This is a genomic window from Chryseobacterium sp. NRRL B-14798, from assembly GCF_050470705.1.
GTDB lineage: Bacteria > Bacteroidota > Bacteroidia > Flavobacteriales > Weeksellaceae > Chryseobacterium > Chryseobacterium cupriresistens.
The window spans coordinates 4,605,001-4,623,496 of sequence record NZ_JBFLUL010000005.1 but is presented as its reverse complement, the minus strand read 5'-3'; the positions used below and the strand labels follow the sequence as shown (position 1 = coordinate 4,623,496).

Genomic DNA, 18,496 nt, shown 5'->3' with positions numbered 1-18,496 from the left:
ATGAAGTATTTAAGATTATCAGGCCTCGAGCCTCTTATCATAACCCCGGAAAGTAATTTCATCAACGTTGGTGAAAGAACAAATGTTGCCGGATCCAAAAAGTTTTTAAGACTGATTAAAGAGGAGAAATTCTCAGAAGCCTTAGATATTGCCCGCCATCAGGTAGAAGGAGGTGCCCAGATTCTGGATGTTAACTTTGATGATGGTTTGATCGATGGAAAAGCATCGATGATCAAATTCCTGAACTTAATTGCCTCAGAACCGGATATTGCAAGAATCCCGATTATGGTAGATTCTTCCAAATGGGAGATCCTTGAAGCAGGTCTTCAGGTAGCTCAGGGAAAATGTGTTGTGAATTCCATTAGCTTAAAAGAAGGCGAGGAAGAATTTATCAAACACGCCAAGGCCATCAAAAGGTACGGTGCAGCTGTCATTGTAATGGCATTTGATGAGGTAGGGCAGGCTGACAATCTTGAACGAAGAATTGAAATTTCAAAACGTTCCTATGATATTTTGGTAAACCAGATTGGTTTCCCTGCAGAAGATATCATTTTCGACTTAAATATCTTTCCGGTGGCAACTGGAATGGATGAGCACAGAAGAAATGCCATCGACTTTATTGAAGCTACACGCTGGGTAAGACAAAATCTTCCTTATGCATCCGTGAGTGGAGGCGTGAGCAATGTTTCCTTCTCCTTCCGTGGAAATGATACCGTAAGAGAAGCCATGCATTCTGTTTTCCTTTATCACGCGATTCAGGCAGGAATGAACATCGGTATTGTAAATCCGGCTATGCTGGAGGTTTATGATGAAATCAATAAAGAATTGCTGGAGCTGGTAGAAGATGTCATCCTGGATAAAAGAGAAGATGCTACCGAAAGGCTTTTAGATTACTCTGAGAAACATAAATCGGTAAAAAAAGAAAAGACTGAAGACTTAGAGTGGAGAAATAATCCTCTACAGGAAAGGATTACCCATGCTTTGGTAAAAGGAATCGACCGTTTTATTGAAGAAGATGTAGAAGAAGCAAGGCTATTGGCCGAAAGACCGCTTCACGTCATCGAAGTGAATTTAATGACCGGAATGGGAGTCGTAGGAGATTTATTCGGAAGCGGTAAAATGTTCCTTCCACAGGTTGTAAAATCCGCAAGGGTAATGAAAAAGGCAGTAGCTTATTTACAGCCTTTCATTGAAGCAGAAAAAGACGGAACAAAACCTGCTAACGGAAAAATATTAATGGCAACCGTAAAAGGAGATGTTCATGATATCGGCAAAAACATTGTGAGTGTTGTTTTAGGTTGTAACAACTATGAAATTGTTGACCTTGGAGTAATGGTTCCTGCCGAAAAGATTATTCAGACTGCCATTGAAGAAAAAGTAGATGTTATTGGGCTAAGCGGACTGATTACCCCTAGTTTGGATGAAATGGTGTACATCGCTTCAGAATTGGAAAGACAAAATTTGGATTTCCCTCTATTAATCGGCGGTGCTACAACGTCAAAGGCACATACTGCTGTGAAAATCGATTTGAAATATAAAAATGCTGTCGTTCATGTGAATGATGCTTCAAGAGCGGTAAACGTTGTAAGCTCATTGCTGGGTGACAGAAATAAAGAATATGTTTCGGATTTAAAGAATGATTACTCTGAATTCAGAGAGAAGTTCCTGAACAGACAGGTGGATAAAGATTATGTTTCAATCAAAGAAGCAAGGGAAAATCACTTTAAAATTGACTGGGAAAATGAAGAAATTTTCACACCGAATAATCTCGGAATAAAAGTAATTGAAAATCAGGATCTGAGAGAGCTTCTTCCTTTCATCGACTGGTCTCCGTTTTTCAGAAGCTGGGATCTTCACGGAAAATACCCGAATATTCTGGAAGATGAGGTGGTAGGAGCTCAGGCAAAAGAACTGTTCAAAGATGCTCAGGTCATTTTGAATAGAATTCTGGATGAGAAACTTTTAACCGCAAAAGCCATCTTCGGAATCTTTAAGGCCAATTCCAATGAATCCGATGATATTTTAATTTTTGATGAAAATAATAATGAGCAGGCAAAGTTTTTAACCTTAAGACAGCAGGCTCAGAGATCAAAAGGAAAAGACTATCTCGCACTCAGTGATTTTATCGCCCCTCAAAGTTCAGGAAAAACCGATTATGTAGGAGCTTTCTGTGTAACCACCGGATTTGGTACCGATGAACTGTCCACGGAATACGAAAAAGCCAATGATGATTATAATTCCATCATGGTAAAAGCTCTTGCAGACCGTTTTGCAGAAGCTTATGCAGAATTTTTGCACAAAAAAGTAAGAACAGAATATTGGGGATATGCCAATCAGGAAAACTTAAGCAATGAAGAATTGATTGCCGAAAAATATAAAGGAATCCGTCCCGCCCCAGGTTATCCGGCTTGCCCGGACCATCTGGAAAAGAAAACCATCTGGGACCTTTTAAAAGTAGAAGAGAATACTGGGGTTTTCCTTACAGAAAGCCTTGCCATGTTCCCTACAGCATCTGTTTCCGGATATTATTTCGGAAGCCCGCATGCCAAATATTTCGGATTAGGAAAAATAACAGAAGACCAGCTTGAAGATTATGCAGCAAGAAGAGGTTGTAGCATCCAGGAAGCGAAAAAATGGTTGTCACCCAATTTAGCAGATTAACATTGACATGAAGATAACAGAACACATTAAAAACGCAAATGGAAAAACTTTATTCTCCTTAGAAGTTGTTCCGCCACAAAAGGGAATAGGTATTGAAGACCTTTATACCAATATAGATCCGTTGATGGAGTTCAAACCTCCTTTCATTGATGTGACCACATCCAGAGAAGAATACATTTATCTGGACAAAGGAAATGGTTTGATGGAGCGTCGTATTACAAGAATGCGCCCCGGAACACTGGGGATTTGTGCTGCCATCCAGCATAAATACAATGTTGATACAGTACCACATCTTCTTTGCGGAGGTTTTACAAAAGAAGAAACAGAATATCTGCTGGTAGACTGTATGTATCTTGGGATAGATAATGTAATGGCCTTAAGAGGGGACGCCATGAAAGGACATCAGTATTTTGAACCTACTCAGGGAGGACACGCTAGTGCAATGGATCTTGTCAACCAGATTAATGATCTGGGAAGGGGAAAATATCTTCATAACGAAGAACAGGTTTGTGATGAACTGAACAAATTCTGCATCGGTGTTGCTGGATATCCCGAAAAACATATGGAAGCGCCCTCCATGAATTATGATCTGAAGTGGCTGAAGCAAAAAGTAGATGCCGGAGCAGATTATATCGTTACCCAGATGTTTTTTGACAATAAAAAGTATATTGAATTCGTTCAGAAAGCAAGAGAAATGGGAATAATGGTTCCAATTATTCCGGGAATCAAACCTATTGCCACTAAGAAGCACTTGAAAATCCTGCCACAGGTATTCAAAATAGATCTTCCTGAAGAACTGATCAATGAGGTGGAAAATGCAAAGAATAATGAAGCGGTAAAACAGATCGGAATAGAATGGTCTATTGCTCAGTGTAAAGAACTTTTGGACTTTGGAGTTCCTGTTCTCCACTTTTACTCAATGGGAAAAAGTGATAACATCAAAAAAGTAGCCGGTGAGCTATTCTAATAAAAGTACCAAAATGAAGGAACCCCTGTAAATTTCACAGGGGTTTATTTTTTTATTGATTTAAGAACTTAACCAGTTTGATGAGGTCTTCTTCTTTGTTGATTTTAATATTATTAGATTTTACAAAGTTTTCAATCTCATCCTTTTTTGCAGGGAAGGCCTCTGTGATATCTTTTATTTTCTTCGGTTTTTTAATATATCCTGATTCTGTTTTGATATAGTAAACAGGGTCTAATGTTTTAAAAAAAGCCGCTTTATCAGTTGCATATGAATTGGCTGCAGGGATGGCATCTTGAAATTTAACCTTTATTTTTTTGAAAAGCGGAATTTTACCATTAACTAATTCAAAAAAATAACCACTCAGATCATCATCAGTTTTTAATAATACCATTGTGCTTTTTGGCGATGAAATTTCAATTTTGGAAAACTGTTCTTCTTTAGGCAGGACCAAAGGTTTACCTTCTTTCTGAAATTCTACTTCATCCTTGTAGCTATTGTATCTTACAGGTACTTTTTCAAAGTTTTCACCTACTTTAGCAAGATGAAACTCTGAATTGTAATAAGGAGAACCTGCTATTTCATCATACTTTAATGCTCTCCCATAGTTTTCTGATCGTACTCCGAATACTGCGTGATCTCCTCCGAGGCTGTTTACAGATATTGTACTTGAGTAGCCGGATGAGTAGTTATCAGGAGTAAAATCCTGTGCAAATACAATGCATGAAGTAACCAGTAAGGCGCATATAATTACTTTTCTCATTTTGTTAGTTTTATTAAAGTTTTCAAAAGTTATTTTCAAAAATACGATTATTATTCTTAAAATGATGAAATTTTGTTAAAGTATTTAGCTATAGTATTGTGTGTGTCTCAAACTCCTTACTCCTGTCAAACAAATACCGGTAAGTAGCAAGCTTGCGCGTTACTGTGGTATCAAGAGTTTCTGCAATCTTAATCATTTTAGGGTTAAAATCACCAATCCATTGAAGCTCCGTAATGGTAAAATCCGTATGTTTTCTTAAATGTTGAGTTCCTTCCCAGATCATATATCCGTCTATGCCTTTCTTCTGCCATTCGGGGACAACACCAAAAACAAGCCCCACCATTTTTTCATTCTTTTTAAAACGTTTTAAAAACAAAAATTTAAGCTTTTGAAAAATCCCGAATTTCCCGTTCAGGTATTTAAACCACTGGTTGAGATCAGGAATATTGATCCACATCGCAATCGGTTTTTCGTTTTCGTAGACAAACCAGGAGATATGTTCATTAATGATAGGTTTCATGGTGTTGAACATCTTCAGAACTTTTGCTTCTTCAAGATGCTTTCCTTCTCCATGAGATGCCCATGCTTTATTATAAATCTCTGTAAAATCCTTTGCAAACTTCGGCAGATTATTCTTTTTCATAGGTTGTGCTGAGATCGCAGGGTTTCTTCTGTTCTTTTCATGCGCAATGGTAAAGATCCTCGACACTTCCGCAAAAACAGGTCTGGTAAAACATAGCTGCTCAAAATAAATCTGAAAACCATAATTTTCAAAAAGATCTTTGTAATAAGGGAAATTGTAGTTCATTCCAAATAAAGGCTCGATAAAACCTTCAATTAAAAGCCCCCAGAATTTATCCCGTTCCCCAAAATTGATAGGTCCGTCCATTGCTTCAATCCCTTTTATTTGAAGCCAGTTTTTACAATGGTCAAAAATAAAATTGGCAGTTTCCTGATCATTAATACAGTCGAAAAATCCAATTCCTCCCGTAGGCTGCTTCTGTTCATAACAGCCGTTCACAAAAACAGCTACTTTCCCAACGGTGTTACCATTTCTTTTAAACAGAAACCTTTTACATTCTCCGTTTTTGAAGAATTTATTCTTGGCAGGATCAAAAATCTCCTCAATATGTTTATCTAAAGGGCGGATATAATTTTTGTCGTGTTCATAAAGACGGGCCGGGAATTCCAGAAATTCCCTTTTATGGAGTTGGTTTTGTACTTCTTCGACAATAATCATAGGCTTTTTAATCTGAGCTGGTTATAAAAGATAATGTTTTTCACCCTAATTGAATATAGATGAACAGATATTATCCGTATTTTTGCTGCAAATTAAATAAAAATGGTTGATTTTACTGATAACGACGATGATATTTTCACTGGAAAAGAACATACGCCTATAAGGGAAGATGCTTTTGATAAATCGCCACAGGAAAAAATTGAAAAAATTACTGAGCTTTTTGGTGAGATTATGGAAACGTTGGGATTGGATATGACAGATGACTCTCTGAAGGATTCTCCAAGACGTGTTGCCAAAATGTATGTGAACGAGATTTTCGGAGGACTTCTTCCTGAAAATAAACCAGGAATCTCCACTTTCTCCAACAAATACAAATACCGCCAGATGCTGGTGGAAAAGGATATCACGGTATACTCTTTTTGCGAGCACCACTTTTTACCCATCATAGGGAGAGCCCATGTTGCTTATATTTCCAATGGCGAAGTAATTGGTCTTTCAAAAATTAACAGAATTGTTGATTATTACGCGAAAAGACCACAGGTTCAGGAAAGGCTTACCATGCAGATTGTAGACGCATTGAAAGAAGCTTTGGGAACGAAAGATGTAGCCTGCATTATTGATGCAAAACACCTTTGTGTCAACTGCAGAGGAATAAAAGATACAGCAAGCTCCACAATTACTGCGGAACTCAGTGGTATTTTCAGAACAAACCCTATCACAAGACAGGAATTCTTACATTACGTAGGAAGTCATGCAAAGCTTGATTAATAAACAATGAACTACCAGATCCTTAAAAATATTATTGATGCAGAGCTCCAGAGATTCCAGACAATTTCTGAAGACGAATGGAATTACAAAAATGCACCGGAAAAATGGTCCAAAAAAGAAATTATTGGCCATCTTTGTGACAGTGCTTTAACAAATATCCGTAGATTTGTTGTAACCCAATACAAAGAGAACGAGAATATCGTTTATGATCAGAACTTTTGGGTGAAAGCTCAGAACTATCAGAATGTTCCTGTTTCAGATCTTATTGATCTGTGGAAATCCTTGAACTATCAGATTGTTCATATTGTAGAAAATATCCCGGATGAAGCATTACAAAGAACCTGTGATACTAGCAAAACAGAACCGCAGGTTTATACGTTGGAGTTTATTATCAATGATTATGTAGATCATCTGCATCATCATTTAAAAGCGATTTAATTATGATAAAATTTAAAAAAGTTTCAGATAAGATTTTTATCACGACAATTATTTGTTGTGACAAAAGTATTTTTTAACTCAATTTTGAATCTTTAAAATCATTAAATCTTTAACTTAAAAATAAATGCAATTAAAATTATATAACTCCCTTACAGCGGAAAAAGAAATATTCAAACCTATCTTGGAAGGAAATGTCGGAATGTATGTCTGCGGACCTACCGTGTACAGCAATGTACATTTGGGAAATGTAAGAACTTTCCTTTCTTTCGATTTTATCTACCGTACCCTGATGCATTTGGGATACAAAGTAAGGTATGTGAGAAATATTACCGACGCAGGACACCTTACCGATGATGGAAATGTAGATAACGACAGATTCGTAAAACAAACCAGACTTGAAAAGCTGGAGCCTATGGAAATTGTACAGAAATACACCGTAGACTTTCACAAAGTCCTGGATATGTTCAACTTACTCCCTCCAAACATCGAACCTACTGCTACAGGACATATTGTAGAGCAGATCGAGTTAACTCAAAAACTAATTGAAAGAGGATTTGCTTACGAAAGCAACGGTTCAGTGTATTTTGATGTTTTGGAGTACAATAAAAGAGGGCTGAATTATGGTGAGCTTTCAAAACGTAACATAGAAGAGCTTTTCGCCAATACCAGAGACCTTGACGGACAGGGTGAAAAGAAAAACCCTCAGGATTTTGCATTGTGGAAAAAAGCCTCTCCGGCTCACATCATGAGATGGAATTCCCCTTGGGGAGAAGGTTTCCCGGGATGGCACCTTGAATGTACTGCAATGAGTACAAAATATCTGGGTGAAACATTCGATATCCATGGAGGAGGAATGGACCTAAAATTCCCTCACCACGAATGTGAAATTGCACAAGGGAAAGCCTGCAACGATGCTGCACCGGTAAATTACTGGATGCACGCCAATATGCTGACGATGAATTCTCAGCGTATGAGCAAATCTACAGGAAACTATATTCTGCCAATGCAGCTGGTGACAGGAGATAACGACTTCTTTGAAAAACCGTTCCACCCTTCAATTGTACGCTTCTGCTTCCTGCAGGCGCACTACCGAAGCGTTCTGGATATTTCAAACGATGCCATGATAGCAAGCGAAAAAGGATTTATCAGATTAATGGAAGCTGTGAAAGTATTGGCTTCTATTACCCCTGATGATTCAAAACAATCCGGTTTTAGCCTGAAAGAATGGAAAAATAAAGCCTATGAAGCATTAACAGATGATTTTAATTCGCCAATCCTGATTGCCCACCTGTTTGAAGCGGTGAAATATATCTTTGCGCTGAAAGATGGTAAAGAAACAATTACAACAGAAGATCTTGAAGACTTAAAGTCAACACTGAATGCTTTCATCTTCGACGTTCTGGGATTACAGACCGTAGAAGAAAATAACAATGAAAAACTTGATCAGACCTTAAAAGTTTTGATCGAATTGAGAAACCAGGCAAGAAAATCCAAAAACTTCGAACTTTCAGACCAGATCAGAGATAAACTGCTTGCAGAAGGTATCGAATTAAAAGACGGAAGAGACGGAACATCATACGTTCTGAACTAGAAATATAACTTCGTTTTATCCCCATTCCGTAGGAGTCCCACATATTTAGGATTCTTACGGAATGTTTTTTTATCCTTTCTAGAGAATATGTCCGTATTTCAGATTATGTCTCTTTGTCCTTCACTTTCCCACTCTCAAACTCTATTACTCTCCAACGCTCCAACTCTCCAATTTTATAAGGAGCTATTTCCTGCTATCCATTCATACTCCTCGCGCCAGCGCACTCCCACGCTCAGTCCCACCCACTCCCCAACCCATGCTGTGGGGTAACCATTCCTATCAGGGCTAGGGAAGGAGGGTAGGATATAAGTAATAAGTAATAATTTGGCCCAATGAAAACAAGTTCATATATAAAATATCCATCATGATCCGTGTCAATCTGTGTCATCCGCGGTAAAAAATAAAAACCATTCAATAGGAACGAGCTTTCGCCTAACTTATCCCTTTATTATATATAGTATATTACAATCATCCCGAAACCACTCATCCTTGCACTTCGCTCCCCGTATCCCGCATCTCGAATCTCGAATCCCTCCCTTCTCACGCTCTCTCACCCTCAAACCCTCCCACACTCCAACTCCTTCCTTCCATTCCAAACAAATGTTTAAAATTTTTCTCCCTGCCTTCCAGTCCTTTAGGAATAAATATCACTGTAATGTAAAATTTATGTTAAATAAACTTGTTTTGCGTTGTAGGAAGTTACTATCTTTGCCCCACTGAAAACGAGAGTAGAACAGTAGCGCAGAAGAGCCTTTAGCTAGGCAGAAACGATATTACTTCAAAAAAGAGACGGACGAAAAAAAACTTTAAAATTTTTTATAAAAAAAGTTGCCGGTTTAAAAAGAGTTTGTATCTTTGCAGTCCCAATTAGAGGGAGCGCAGGAGTATAGAGATTGAGGTTTTGAGAAGGGTTAAGGTTACTTAAAAAACTTTAAAATTTTCTTCAAAAACATTTGGTCATTAAAAAATAAAGTTTTACTTTTGCACTCGCAAATACGGAGCGACACTGACAGAGAGATTGCTTCGTTGAAAAGCGGAAGATATAAAGATCATTGACATACAATATAACAACCAAGTAAGGAAAAACTAAAGCGTTAAAAACTTTGAGTGAGTCAGACAAACATACAATGGAGAGTTTGATCCTGGCTCAGGATGAACGCTAGCGGGAGGCCTAACACATGCAAGCCGAGCGGTAGAGATCTTTCGGGATCTTGAGAGCGGCGTACGGGTGCGGAACACGTGTGCAACCTGCCTTTATCTGGGGGATAGCCTTTCGAAAGGAAGATTAATACCCCATAATATACTGAATGGCATCATTCGGTATTGAAAACTCCGGTGGATAGAGATGGGCACGCGCAAGATTAGATAGTTGGTGAGGTAACGGCTCACCAAGTCTGCGATCTTTAGGGGGCCTGAGAGGGTGATCCCCCACACTGGTACTGAGACACGGACCAGACTCCTACGGGAGGCAGCAGTGAGGAATATTGGACAATGGGTGAGAGCCTGATCCAGCCATCCCGCGTGAAGGACGACGGCCCTATGGGTTGTAAACTTCTTTTGTATAGGGATAAACCTACCCTCGTGAGGGTAGCTGAAGGTACTATACGAATAAGCACCGGCTAACTCCGTGCCAGCAGCCGCGGTAATACGGAGGGTGCAAGCGTTATCCGGATTTATTGGGTTTAAAGGGTCCGTAGGCGGATCTGTAAGTCAGTGGTGAAATCTCACAGCTTAACTGTGAAACTGCCATTGATACTGCAGGTCTTGAGTGTTGTTGAAGTAGCTGGAATAAGTAGTGTAGCGGTGAAATGCATAGATATTACTTAGAACACCAATTGCGAAGGCAGGTTACTAAGCAACAACTGACGCTGATGGACGAAAGCGTGGGGAGCGAACAGGATTAGATACCCTGGTAGTCCACGCCGTAAACGATGCTAACTCGTTTTTGGAATGTAAGTTTCAGAGACTAAGCGAAAGTGATAAGTTAGCCACCTGGGGAGTACGAACGCAAGTTTGAAACTCAAAGGAATTGACGGGGGCCCGCACAAGCGGTGGATTATGTGGTTTAATTCGATGATACGCGAGGAACCTTACCAAGGCTTAAATGGGAAATGACAGGTTTAGAAATAGACTTTTCTTCGGACATTTTTCAAGGTGCTGCATGGTTGTCGTCAGCTCGTGCCGTGAGGTGTTAGGTTAAGTCCTGCAACGAGCGCAACCCCTGTCACTAGTTGCCATCATTAAGTTGGGGACTCTAGTGAGACTGCCTACGCAAGTAGAGAGGAAGGTGGGGATGACGTCAAATCATCACGGCCCTTACGCCTTGGGCCACACACGTAATACAATGGCCGGTACAGAGGGCAGCTACACTGCGAAGTGATGCAAATCTCGAAAGCCGGTCTCAGTTCGGATTGGAGTCTGCAACTCGACTCTATGAAGCTGGAATCGCTAGTAATCGCGCATCAGCCATGGCGCGGTGAATACGTTCCCGGGCCTTGTACACACCGCCCGTCAAGCCATGGAAGTCTGGGGTACCTGAAGTCGGTGACCGTAACAGGAGCTGCCTAGGGTAAAACAGGTAACTAGGGCTAAGTCGTAACAAGGTAGCCGTACCGGAAGGTGCGGCTGGAACATCTCATTTTAGAGCGTCTTAGGACGTTAAACAAAATTAGTATCGTAAGATACATCATACTTACTTAAAGCATAGCTTTAGTTTTTTGTTTGGTTGATTTATATTAAAAATACAAAACCCACTAGAAATTAGTAAAGGGATTGAGAGAGGCAAAGAAGATAAAAGCAGAGAGAGAAAGACGAAGAAATTAGTCTATTATCTATCAGTCTATCATCTTTTACGTCTAAAAGACAGTCTCGTAGCTCAGCTGGTTAGAGCGCTACACTGATAATGTAGAGGTCGGCAGTTCGAGCCTGCCCGAGACTACTAATTAAAGCGGTAAGCATTAAGCTGGAAGCAGTAGGCGATACGCCTAAAGCTTATAGCGTAAGGCCTGCAGCACCTAGAGGGGGAATTAGCTCAGCTGGCTAGAGCGCCTGCCTTGCACGCAGGAGGTCAAGGGTTCGACTCCCTTATTCTCCACCATCATAGATGGTTTAGTTTTAAAAAAGCAAATAGAGCCAAAAACAATATTTGCGAATTAAATCAGAAATAGATTTAAGATCATTGACATTAACGGTAAAGACATCACAAAGAGAAAACCGAGCGCATAAAGCGCTTGAGTAACCAATAGGAAAGAAATCGTTAAGGGCGTATGGCGGATGCCTAGGCTTTCAGAGGCGACGAAGGACGTGGTAAGCTGCGAAAAGCTGCGGGGATTGGCACACACGAATTGATCCGCAGATATCCGAATGGGGCAACCCGGCATATTGAAGATATGTCACCTCGCAAGAGGAGCAAACCCGGAGAACTGAAACATCTAAGTACCCGGAGGAAAAGAAATCGAAGAGATTCCGTAAGTAGTGGCGAGCGAAAGCGGATTAGCCCAAAAGTCTTTATATATTTAGAAGAATGTTCTGGAAAGAACAGCCATAGACGGTGATAGCCCGGTATTCGAAAGGTATATAGAGATGATAAATGAGTAGGGCGGGACACGTGAAATCCTGTCTGAATATGGGGGGACCATCCTCCAAGGCTAAATACTCCTGAAAGACCGATAGTGAACAAGTACTGTGAAGGAAAGGTGAAAAGCACTTCGAATAGAAGGGTGAAATAGAACCTGAAACCGTACGCCTACAAGCGGTCGGAGCAGCGTAATGCTGTGACGGCGTGCCTTTTGCATAATGAGCCTACGAGTTAATTTTACTAGCGAGGTTAAGGTATTAAGTACCGGAGCCGGAGCGAAAGCGAGTCTGAATAGGGCGCATAGTTAGTAGGATTAGACGCGAAACCTTGTGATCTACCCATGGGCAGGTTGAAGCTCTGGTAACACAGAGTGGAGGACCGAACCGGTTGACGTTGAAAAGTCTTCGGATGACCTGTGGGTAGGGGTGAAAGGCCAATCAAACTGGGAGATAGCTCGTACTCTCCGAAATGCATTTAGGTGCAGCGTCGTATATAAGTTTATTAGAGGTAGAGCTACTGATTGGATGCGGGGGTTTCATCGCCTACCAATTCCTGACAAACTCCGAATGCTAATAAATGTTCTACGGCAGTGAGGGCATGGGTGCTAAGGTCCATGTCCGAGAGGGAAAGAACCCAGACCAACAGCTAAGGTCCCCAAATATATGTTAAGTTGAAACAACGCGGTTGGACTGCATTGACAGCTAGGATGTTGGCTTGGAAGCAGCCATTCATTTAAAGAGTGCGTAACAGCTCACTAGTCGAGCGGTCCGGCATGGATAATAATCGGGCATAAACATATTACCGAAGCTATGGATTTATATTTTAGATATATCTGGTAGGAGAGCATTCTATTTGCGCCGAAGCAGTACTGTGAGGTATTGTGGAGCGGATAGAAAAGAAAATGTAGGCATAAGTAACGATAAAGCAGGCGAGAAACCTGCTCACCGAAAGACCAAGGCTTCCTCAGCCATGCTAATCAGCTGAGGGTTAGTCGGGACCTAACGCGAACCCGAAAGGGGTAGTGGATGGACAATGGGTTAATATTCCCATACTTGCTCACAATAAAAGGGGACGGTTGGATGTAGCTGCTGGAGACTGACGGAATAGTCAAGGCCTAGCCTTCGGGCGAAGCTGCTGTAGTGTAATCTGATCCAAGAAAAGCCGAAGTGAAGCAACCCGTACCAAAACCGACACAGGTGGTCGAGGAGAGAATCCTAAGGTGCTCGAGTGAGTCGTGGCTAAGGAACTAGGCAAAATAGTCTCGTAACTTCGGAAGAAGAGACGCCATCAGCAATGGTGGCCGCAGTGAAGAGGCCCAGGCGACTGTTTATCAAAAACACAGGACTCTGCTAAATCGAAAGATGCTGTATAGGGTCTGACACCTGCCCGGTGCTGGAAGGTTAAGGAAGGTGCTTAGCGTAAGCGAAGGCATTAACTGAAGCCCCAGTAAACGGCGGCCGTAACTATAACGGTCCTAAGGTAGCGAAATTCCTTGTCGGGTAAGTTCCGACCTGCACGAATGGTGTAACGATCTGGGCACTGTCTCAGCCACGAGCTCGGTGAAATTGTAGTATCGGTGAAGATGCCGATTACCCGCAATGGGACGAAAAGACCCTGTGAACCTTTACTATAACTTCGTATTGACTTTGAGTAAGTAATGTGTAGGATAGGTGGGAGGCTTTGAAGCAGGCACGCTAGTGTTTGTGGAGCCGACGTTGAAATACCACCCTTTACTTACTTGGAGCCTAACTTCTTTCAGAAGGACATTGCGTGGTGGGTAGTTTGACTGGGGTGGTCGCCTCCAAAAGAGTAACGGAGGCTTTCAAAGGTACCCTCAGCACGCTTGGTAACCGTGCGTAGAGTGTAATGGCATAAGGGTGCTTGACTGTGAGACCAACAAGTCGATCAGGTGCGAAAGCAGGACATAGTGATCCGGTGGTTCCGTATGGAAGGGCCATCGCTCATAGGATAAAAGGTACTCCGGGGATAACAGGCTAGTCTCCCCCAAGAGCTCACATCGACGGGGAGGTTCGGCACCTCGATGTCGGCTCGTCACATCCTGGGGCTGGAGAAGGTCCCAAGGGTTGGGCTGTTCGCCCATTAAAGTGGCACGCGAGCTGGGTTCAGAACGTCGTGAGACAGTTCGGTCTCTATCTATTGCGGGCGTTAGATGTTTGAGAGGGCTTGATTCTAGTACGAGAGGACCGAATTGAACAAACCTCTGGTGTATCAGTTGTACCGCCAGGTGCACCGCTGAGTAGCTACGTTTGGAAGAGATAAGCACTGAAAGCATATAAGTGCGAAACTCGCCTCAAGATGAGACATCTTTTAAGGGTCGTTGTAGATGACGACGTTGATAGGCTATAGGTGTAAAGACAGTAATGTCATAGCCAAGTAGTACTAATTACCCGTAGATTTATAGCCTATGGTTGCTATATGAAATTATAATATAATAAATGACAAGTTCTTTATGCGCAGCGAAGGTTTTGTCTTTGTGAAAGTTTTTATCGCTTAAAACGCAATAAGCTTAAGGCTTCAGGCCTAATGCTTAAAGCTATATACCTTCTTTAGGGTGGTTTTAGCGGTGGGGCTCACCTGTTCCCATTCCGAACACAGAAGTTAAGCCCACCAGCGCCGATGGTACTGCTAACGCGGGAGAGTAGGCCGCCGCCAGTTTTTATTTTATTTTTAAAAAATCCTTTATCATTGTGATAAAGGATTTTTTTGTTTTATACCCAAGCTAAGCTTATAAGCAATAAGCAATGAATAATAATTGATAAACGATACATCAATCAACTATCATTGATCAACTATCACTTATCACCTATCATTGATCACTTATGCTGGACAGCATACACTCCAATTGTCACTCCGTAGGAGTCTCAACAAAGTATCATCAAACAATTTTACAGTATCAAACCGTCTGAGTTAAAAAAATCATTAAGACTCTAATAAAGGAGGCTGGATTCCTGCGGAATGACACAGTAGGAAAGAAGCAGGCCAAATAAAAAGAAAGACGCCAGTTGAACCATAGCACAATTGGAAAGGGATGTATGACACTATTGAAAGATCATTACCCCGGTTCAGCCTAAAACTATTCCTCCTTACTGTTGATTTATTCTTTGCTTTCACTACTATCGTTTATCTTAACCGATATTGTTACCCTACAGAGAGTCAAAAGATCTATTTACCACAAAATAGATTGAAATTGTCAAATCACTTAAGTATTAAAATCTTTATACTTCATCCTATTCTTGATGATGCGTTTACAGTCTATATTTTTGTGGTTATCAATAACCTATTTTTCTTAAATAGTTAAAGGGATTAATATTATTTTTCCTAGCTATTTGTCTTTACTTTCAGTTTTGTATAGTTTGTTGGTTAATAATTAAATATATCCCAAATTATTACTAGTGCAATAAGTTGAATTTAATGTTTATACAAAGTACTTAAGTTTATAAACAATAATGTGGATAAGTTAAATTTTAATATAAGTGTTTGTATAATAATAATATATGAGCATATTTTTCCACATTGTATATTTTTATATTCAATAAACTTGTTTTGCGTTGTAGGAAGTTACTATCTTTGCCCCACTGAAAACGAGAGTAGAACAGTAGCGCAGAAGCGCCTTTAGATAGGCAGGAACGATATTACTTCAAAAAAGAAACAGACAAAAAAAACTTTAAAACTTTTTGTAAAAAAAGTTGCCGGTTTAAAAAGAGTTTGTATCTTTGCAGTCCCAATTAGAGGGAGCGCAGGAGTATAGAGATTGAGGTTTTGAGAAGGGTTAAGGTTACTTAAAAAACTTTAAAATTTTCTTCAAAAACATTTGGTCATTAAAAAATAAAGTTTTACTTTTGCACTCGCAAATACGGAGCGACACTGACAGAGAGATTGCTTCGTTGAAAAGCGGAAGATATAAAGATCATTGACATACAATATAACAACCAAGTAAGGAAAAACTAAAGCGTTAAAAACTTTGAGTGAGTCAGACAAACATACAATGGAGAGTTTGATCCTGGCTCAGGATGAACGCTAGCGGGAGGCCTAACACATGCAAGCCGAGCGGTAGAGATCTTTCGGGATCTTGAGAGCGGCGTACGGGTGCGGAACACGTGTGCAACCTGCCTTTATCTGGGGGATAGCCTTTCGAAAGGAAGATTAATACCCCATAATATACTGAATGGCATCATTCGGTATTGAAAACTCCGGTGGATAGAGATGGGCACGCGCAAGATTAGATAGTTGGTGAGGTAACGGCTCACCAAGTCTGCGATCTTTAGGGGGCCTGAGAGGGTGATCCCCCACACTGGTACTGAGACACGGACCAGACTCCTACGGGAGGCAGCAGTGAGGAATATTGGACAATGGGTGAGAGCCTGATCCAGCCATCCCGCGTGAAGGACGACGGCCCTATGGGTTGTAAACTTCTTTTGTATAGGGATAAACCTACCCTCGTGAGGGTAGCTGAAGGTACTATACGAATAAGCACCGGCTAACTCCGTGCCAGCAGCCGCGGTAATACGGAGGGTGCAAGCGTTATCCGGATTTATTGGGTTTAAAGGGTCCGTAGGCGGATCTGTAAGTCAGTGGTGAAATCTCACAGCTTAACTGTGAAACTGCCATTGATACTGCAGGTCTTGAGTGTTGTTGAAGTAGCTGGAATAAGTAGTGTAGCGGTGAAATGCATAGATATTACTTAGAACACCAATTGCGAAGGCAGGTTACTAAGCAACAACTGACGCTGATGGACGAAAGCGTGGGGAGCGAACAGGATTAGATACCCTGGTAGTCCACGCCGTAAACGATGCTAACTCGTTTTTGGAATGTAAGTTTCAGAGACTAAGCGAAAGTGATAAGTTAGCCACCTGGGGAGTACGAACGCAAGTTTGAAACTCAAAGGAATTGACGGGGGCCCGCACAAGCGGTGGATTATGTGGTTTAATTCGATGATACGCGAGGAACCTTACCAAGGCTTAAATGGGAAATGACAGGTTTAGAAATAGACTTTTCTTCGGACATTTTTCAAGGTGCTGCATGGTTGTCGTCAGCTCGTGCCGTGAGGTGTTAGGTTAAGTCCTGCAACGAGCGCAACCCCTGTCACTAGTTGCCATCATTAAGTTGGGGACTCTAGTGAGACTGCCTACGCAAGTAGAGAGGAAGGTGGGGATGACGTCAAATCATCACGGCCCTTACGCCTTGGGCCACACACGTAATACAATGGCCGGTACAGAGGGCAGCTACACTGCGAAGTGATGCAAATCTCGAAAGCCGGTCTCAGTTCGGATTGGAGTCTGCAACTCGACTCTATGAAGCTGGAATCGCTAGTAATCGCGCATCAGCCATGGCGCGGTGAATACGTTCCCGGGCCTTGTACACACCGCCCGTCAAGCCATGGAAGTCTGGGGTACCTGAAGTCGGTGACCGTAACAGGAGCTGCCTAGGGTAAAACAGGTAACTAGGGCTAAGTCGTAACAAGGTAGCCGTACCGGAAGGTGCGGCTGGAACATCTCATTTTAGAGCGTCTTAAAGACGTTAAACAAAATCAGTATCGTAAGATACAAAATACTTACTTAAAGCATAGCTTTAGTTTTTTGTTTGGTTGATTTATATTAAAAATACAAAACCCACTAGAAATTAGTAAAGGGATTGAGAGAGGCAAAGAAGATAAAAGCAGAGAGAGAAAGACGAAGAAATTAGTCTGTTATCTATCAGTCTATCATCTTTTACGTCTAAAAGACAGTCTCGTAGCTCAGCTGGTTAGAGCGCTACACTGATAATGTAGAGGTCGGCAGTTCGAGCCTGCCCGAGACTACTAATTAAAGCGGTAAGCATTAAGCTGGAAGCAGTAGGCGATACGCCTAAAGCTTATAGCGTAAAGCCTGCAGCACCTAGAGGGGGAATTAGCTCAGCTGGCTAGAGCGCCTGCCTTGCACGCAGGAGGTCAAGGGTTCGACTCCCTTATTCTCCACCATCATAGATGGTTTAGTTTTAAAAAAGCAAATAGAGCCAAAAACAATATTTGCGAATTAAATCAGAAATAGATTTAAGATCATTGACATTAACGGTAAAGACATCACAAAGAGAAAACCGAGCGCATAAAGCGCTTGAGTAACCAATAGGAAAGAAATCGTTAAGGGCGTATGGCGGATGCCTAGGCTTTCAGAGGCGACGAAGGACGTGGTAAGCTGCGAAAAGCTGCGGGGATTGGCACACACGAATTGATCCGCAGATATCCGAATGGGGCAACCCGGCATATTGAAGATATGTCACCTCGTAAGAGGAGCAAACCCGGAGAACTGAAACATCTAAGTACCCGGAGGAAAAGAAATCGAAGAGATTCCGTAAGTAGTGGCGAGCGAAAGCGGATTAGCCCAAAAGTCTTTTTATGTTTAGAGGAATGTTCTGGAAAGAACAATCATAGAAGGTGATAATCCTGTACTCGAAAGGCATATTAAGATGATAAATGAGTAGGGCGGGACACGTGAAAT

General features: G+C 41.4%; 7 protein-coding genes, 4 tRNA genes and 5 rRNA genes (1 of these 16 cut by a window edge). 14 read left to right on the top strand and 2 right to left on the bottom strand.

The window, feature by feature from the left end:
• Both metH and metF read left to right on the top strand, forming a co-directional pair.
• On the top strand, positions 1-2,661 hold the full coding sequence (metH, locus tag AB1278_RS21170) for a methionine synthase (RefSeq protein ID WP_429816836.1): 2,661 nt from the start codon (positions 1-3) through the stop codon (positions 2,659-2,661).
• Positions 2,662-2,668: 7 nt separating this feature from the next.
• Positions 2,669-3,628, top strand: a complete 960-nt coding sequence (gene metF, locus AB1278_RS21165) for a methylenetetrahydrofolate reductase [NAD(P)H] (RefSeq protein WP_120232631.1) — start codon at positions 2,669-2,671, stop codon at positions 3,626-3,628.
• Positions 3,629-3,680: 52 nt separating this feature from the next.
• Here the strand turns inward: metF and AB1278_RS21160 are convergent, their stop codons facing one another.
• Both AB1278_RS21160 and AB1278_RS21155 read right to left on the bottom strand, forming a co-directional pair.
• Positions 3,681-4,388, bottom strand: a complete 708-nt coding sequence (locus tag AB1278_RS21160) for a hypothetical protein (protein WP_429816834.1) — start codon at positions 4,386-4,388, stop codon at positions 3,681-3,683.
• Positions 4,389-4,476: 88 nt separating this feature from the next.
• Positions 4,477-5,628, bottom strand: coding sequence for a hypothetical protein (locus AB1278_RS21155; protein ID WP_429816831.1), 1,152 nt, complete (start codon positions 5,626-5,628; stop codon positions 4,477-4,479).
• Between the two features lie 102 nt (positions 5,629-5,730).
• Between AB1278_RS21155 and folE the strand changes: the two genes are divergently transcribed.
• The 12 genes from folE to AB1278_RS21095 all read left to right on the top strand — a co-directional run.
• Positions 5,731-6,396: a GTP cyclohydrolase I FolE gene (gene folE / locus AB1278_RS21150; RefSeq protein ID WP_002983392.1), complete on the top strand. Its 666-nt coding sequence runs from the start codon at positions 5,731-5,733 to the stop codon at positions 6,394-6,396.
• A gap of 6 nt (positions 6,397-6,402) precedes the next feature.
• Positions 6,403-6,834, top strand: coding sequence for a DinB family protein (locus tag AB1278_RS21145; protein ID WP_411414625.1), 432 nt, complete (start codon positions 6,403-6,405; stop codon positions 6,832-6,834).
• 124 nt (positions 6,835-6,958) lie between these two features.
• The gene (gene cysS / locus AB1278_RS21140; RefSeq protein WP_429816827.1) at positions 6,959-8,425 is read left to right on the top strand and encodes a cysteine--tRNA ligase; all 1,467 of its coding nucleotides are present in this window, start codon (positions 6,959-6,961) and stop codon (positions 8,423-8,425) included.
• Positions 8,426-9,549: 1,124 nt separating this feature from the next.
• A 16S ribosomal RNA gene (locus AB1278_RS21135) occupies positions 9,550-11,066 on the top strand.
• Between the two features lie 223 nt (positions 11,067-11,289).
• Positions 11,290-11,363, top strand: a tRNA-Ile gene (locus AB1278_RS21130).
• 82 nt (positions 11,364-11,445) lie between these two features.
• A tRNA-Ala gene (locus AB1278_RS21125) sits at positions 11,446-11,522 on the top strand.
• Positions 11,523-11,671: 149 nt separating this feature from the next.
• A 23S ribosomal RNA gene (locus AB1278_RS21120) occupies positions 11,672-14,426 on the top strand.
• A gap of 144 nt (positions 14,427-14,570) precedes the next feature.
• Positions 14,571-14,678: ribosomal RNA gene (gene rrf, locus AB1278_RS21115) — 5S ribosomal RNA — on the top strand.
• A gap of 1,327 nt (positions 14,679-16,005) precedes the next feature.
• Positions 16,006-17,522: ribosomal RNA gene (locus tag AB1278_RS21110) — 16S ribosomal RNA — on the top strand.
• A 224-nt stretch (positions 17,523-17,746) separates the two neighbouring features.
• Positions 17,747-17,820 (top strand) — tRNA-Ile (locus tag AB1278_RS21105).
• A gap of 82 nt (positions 17,821-17,902) precedes the next feature.
• A tRNA-Ala gene (locus AB1278_RS21100) sits at positions 17,903-17,979 on the top strand.
• A 149-nt stretch (positions 17,980-18,128) separates the two neighbouring features.
• Positions 18,129-18,496 (top strand): 23S ribosomal RNA (locus tag AB1278_RS21095); it runs 2,385 nt beyond the window's last position.
• The 16S, 23S and 5S rRNA genes sit together here with 4 tRNA genes alongside, the layout of an rRNA operon.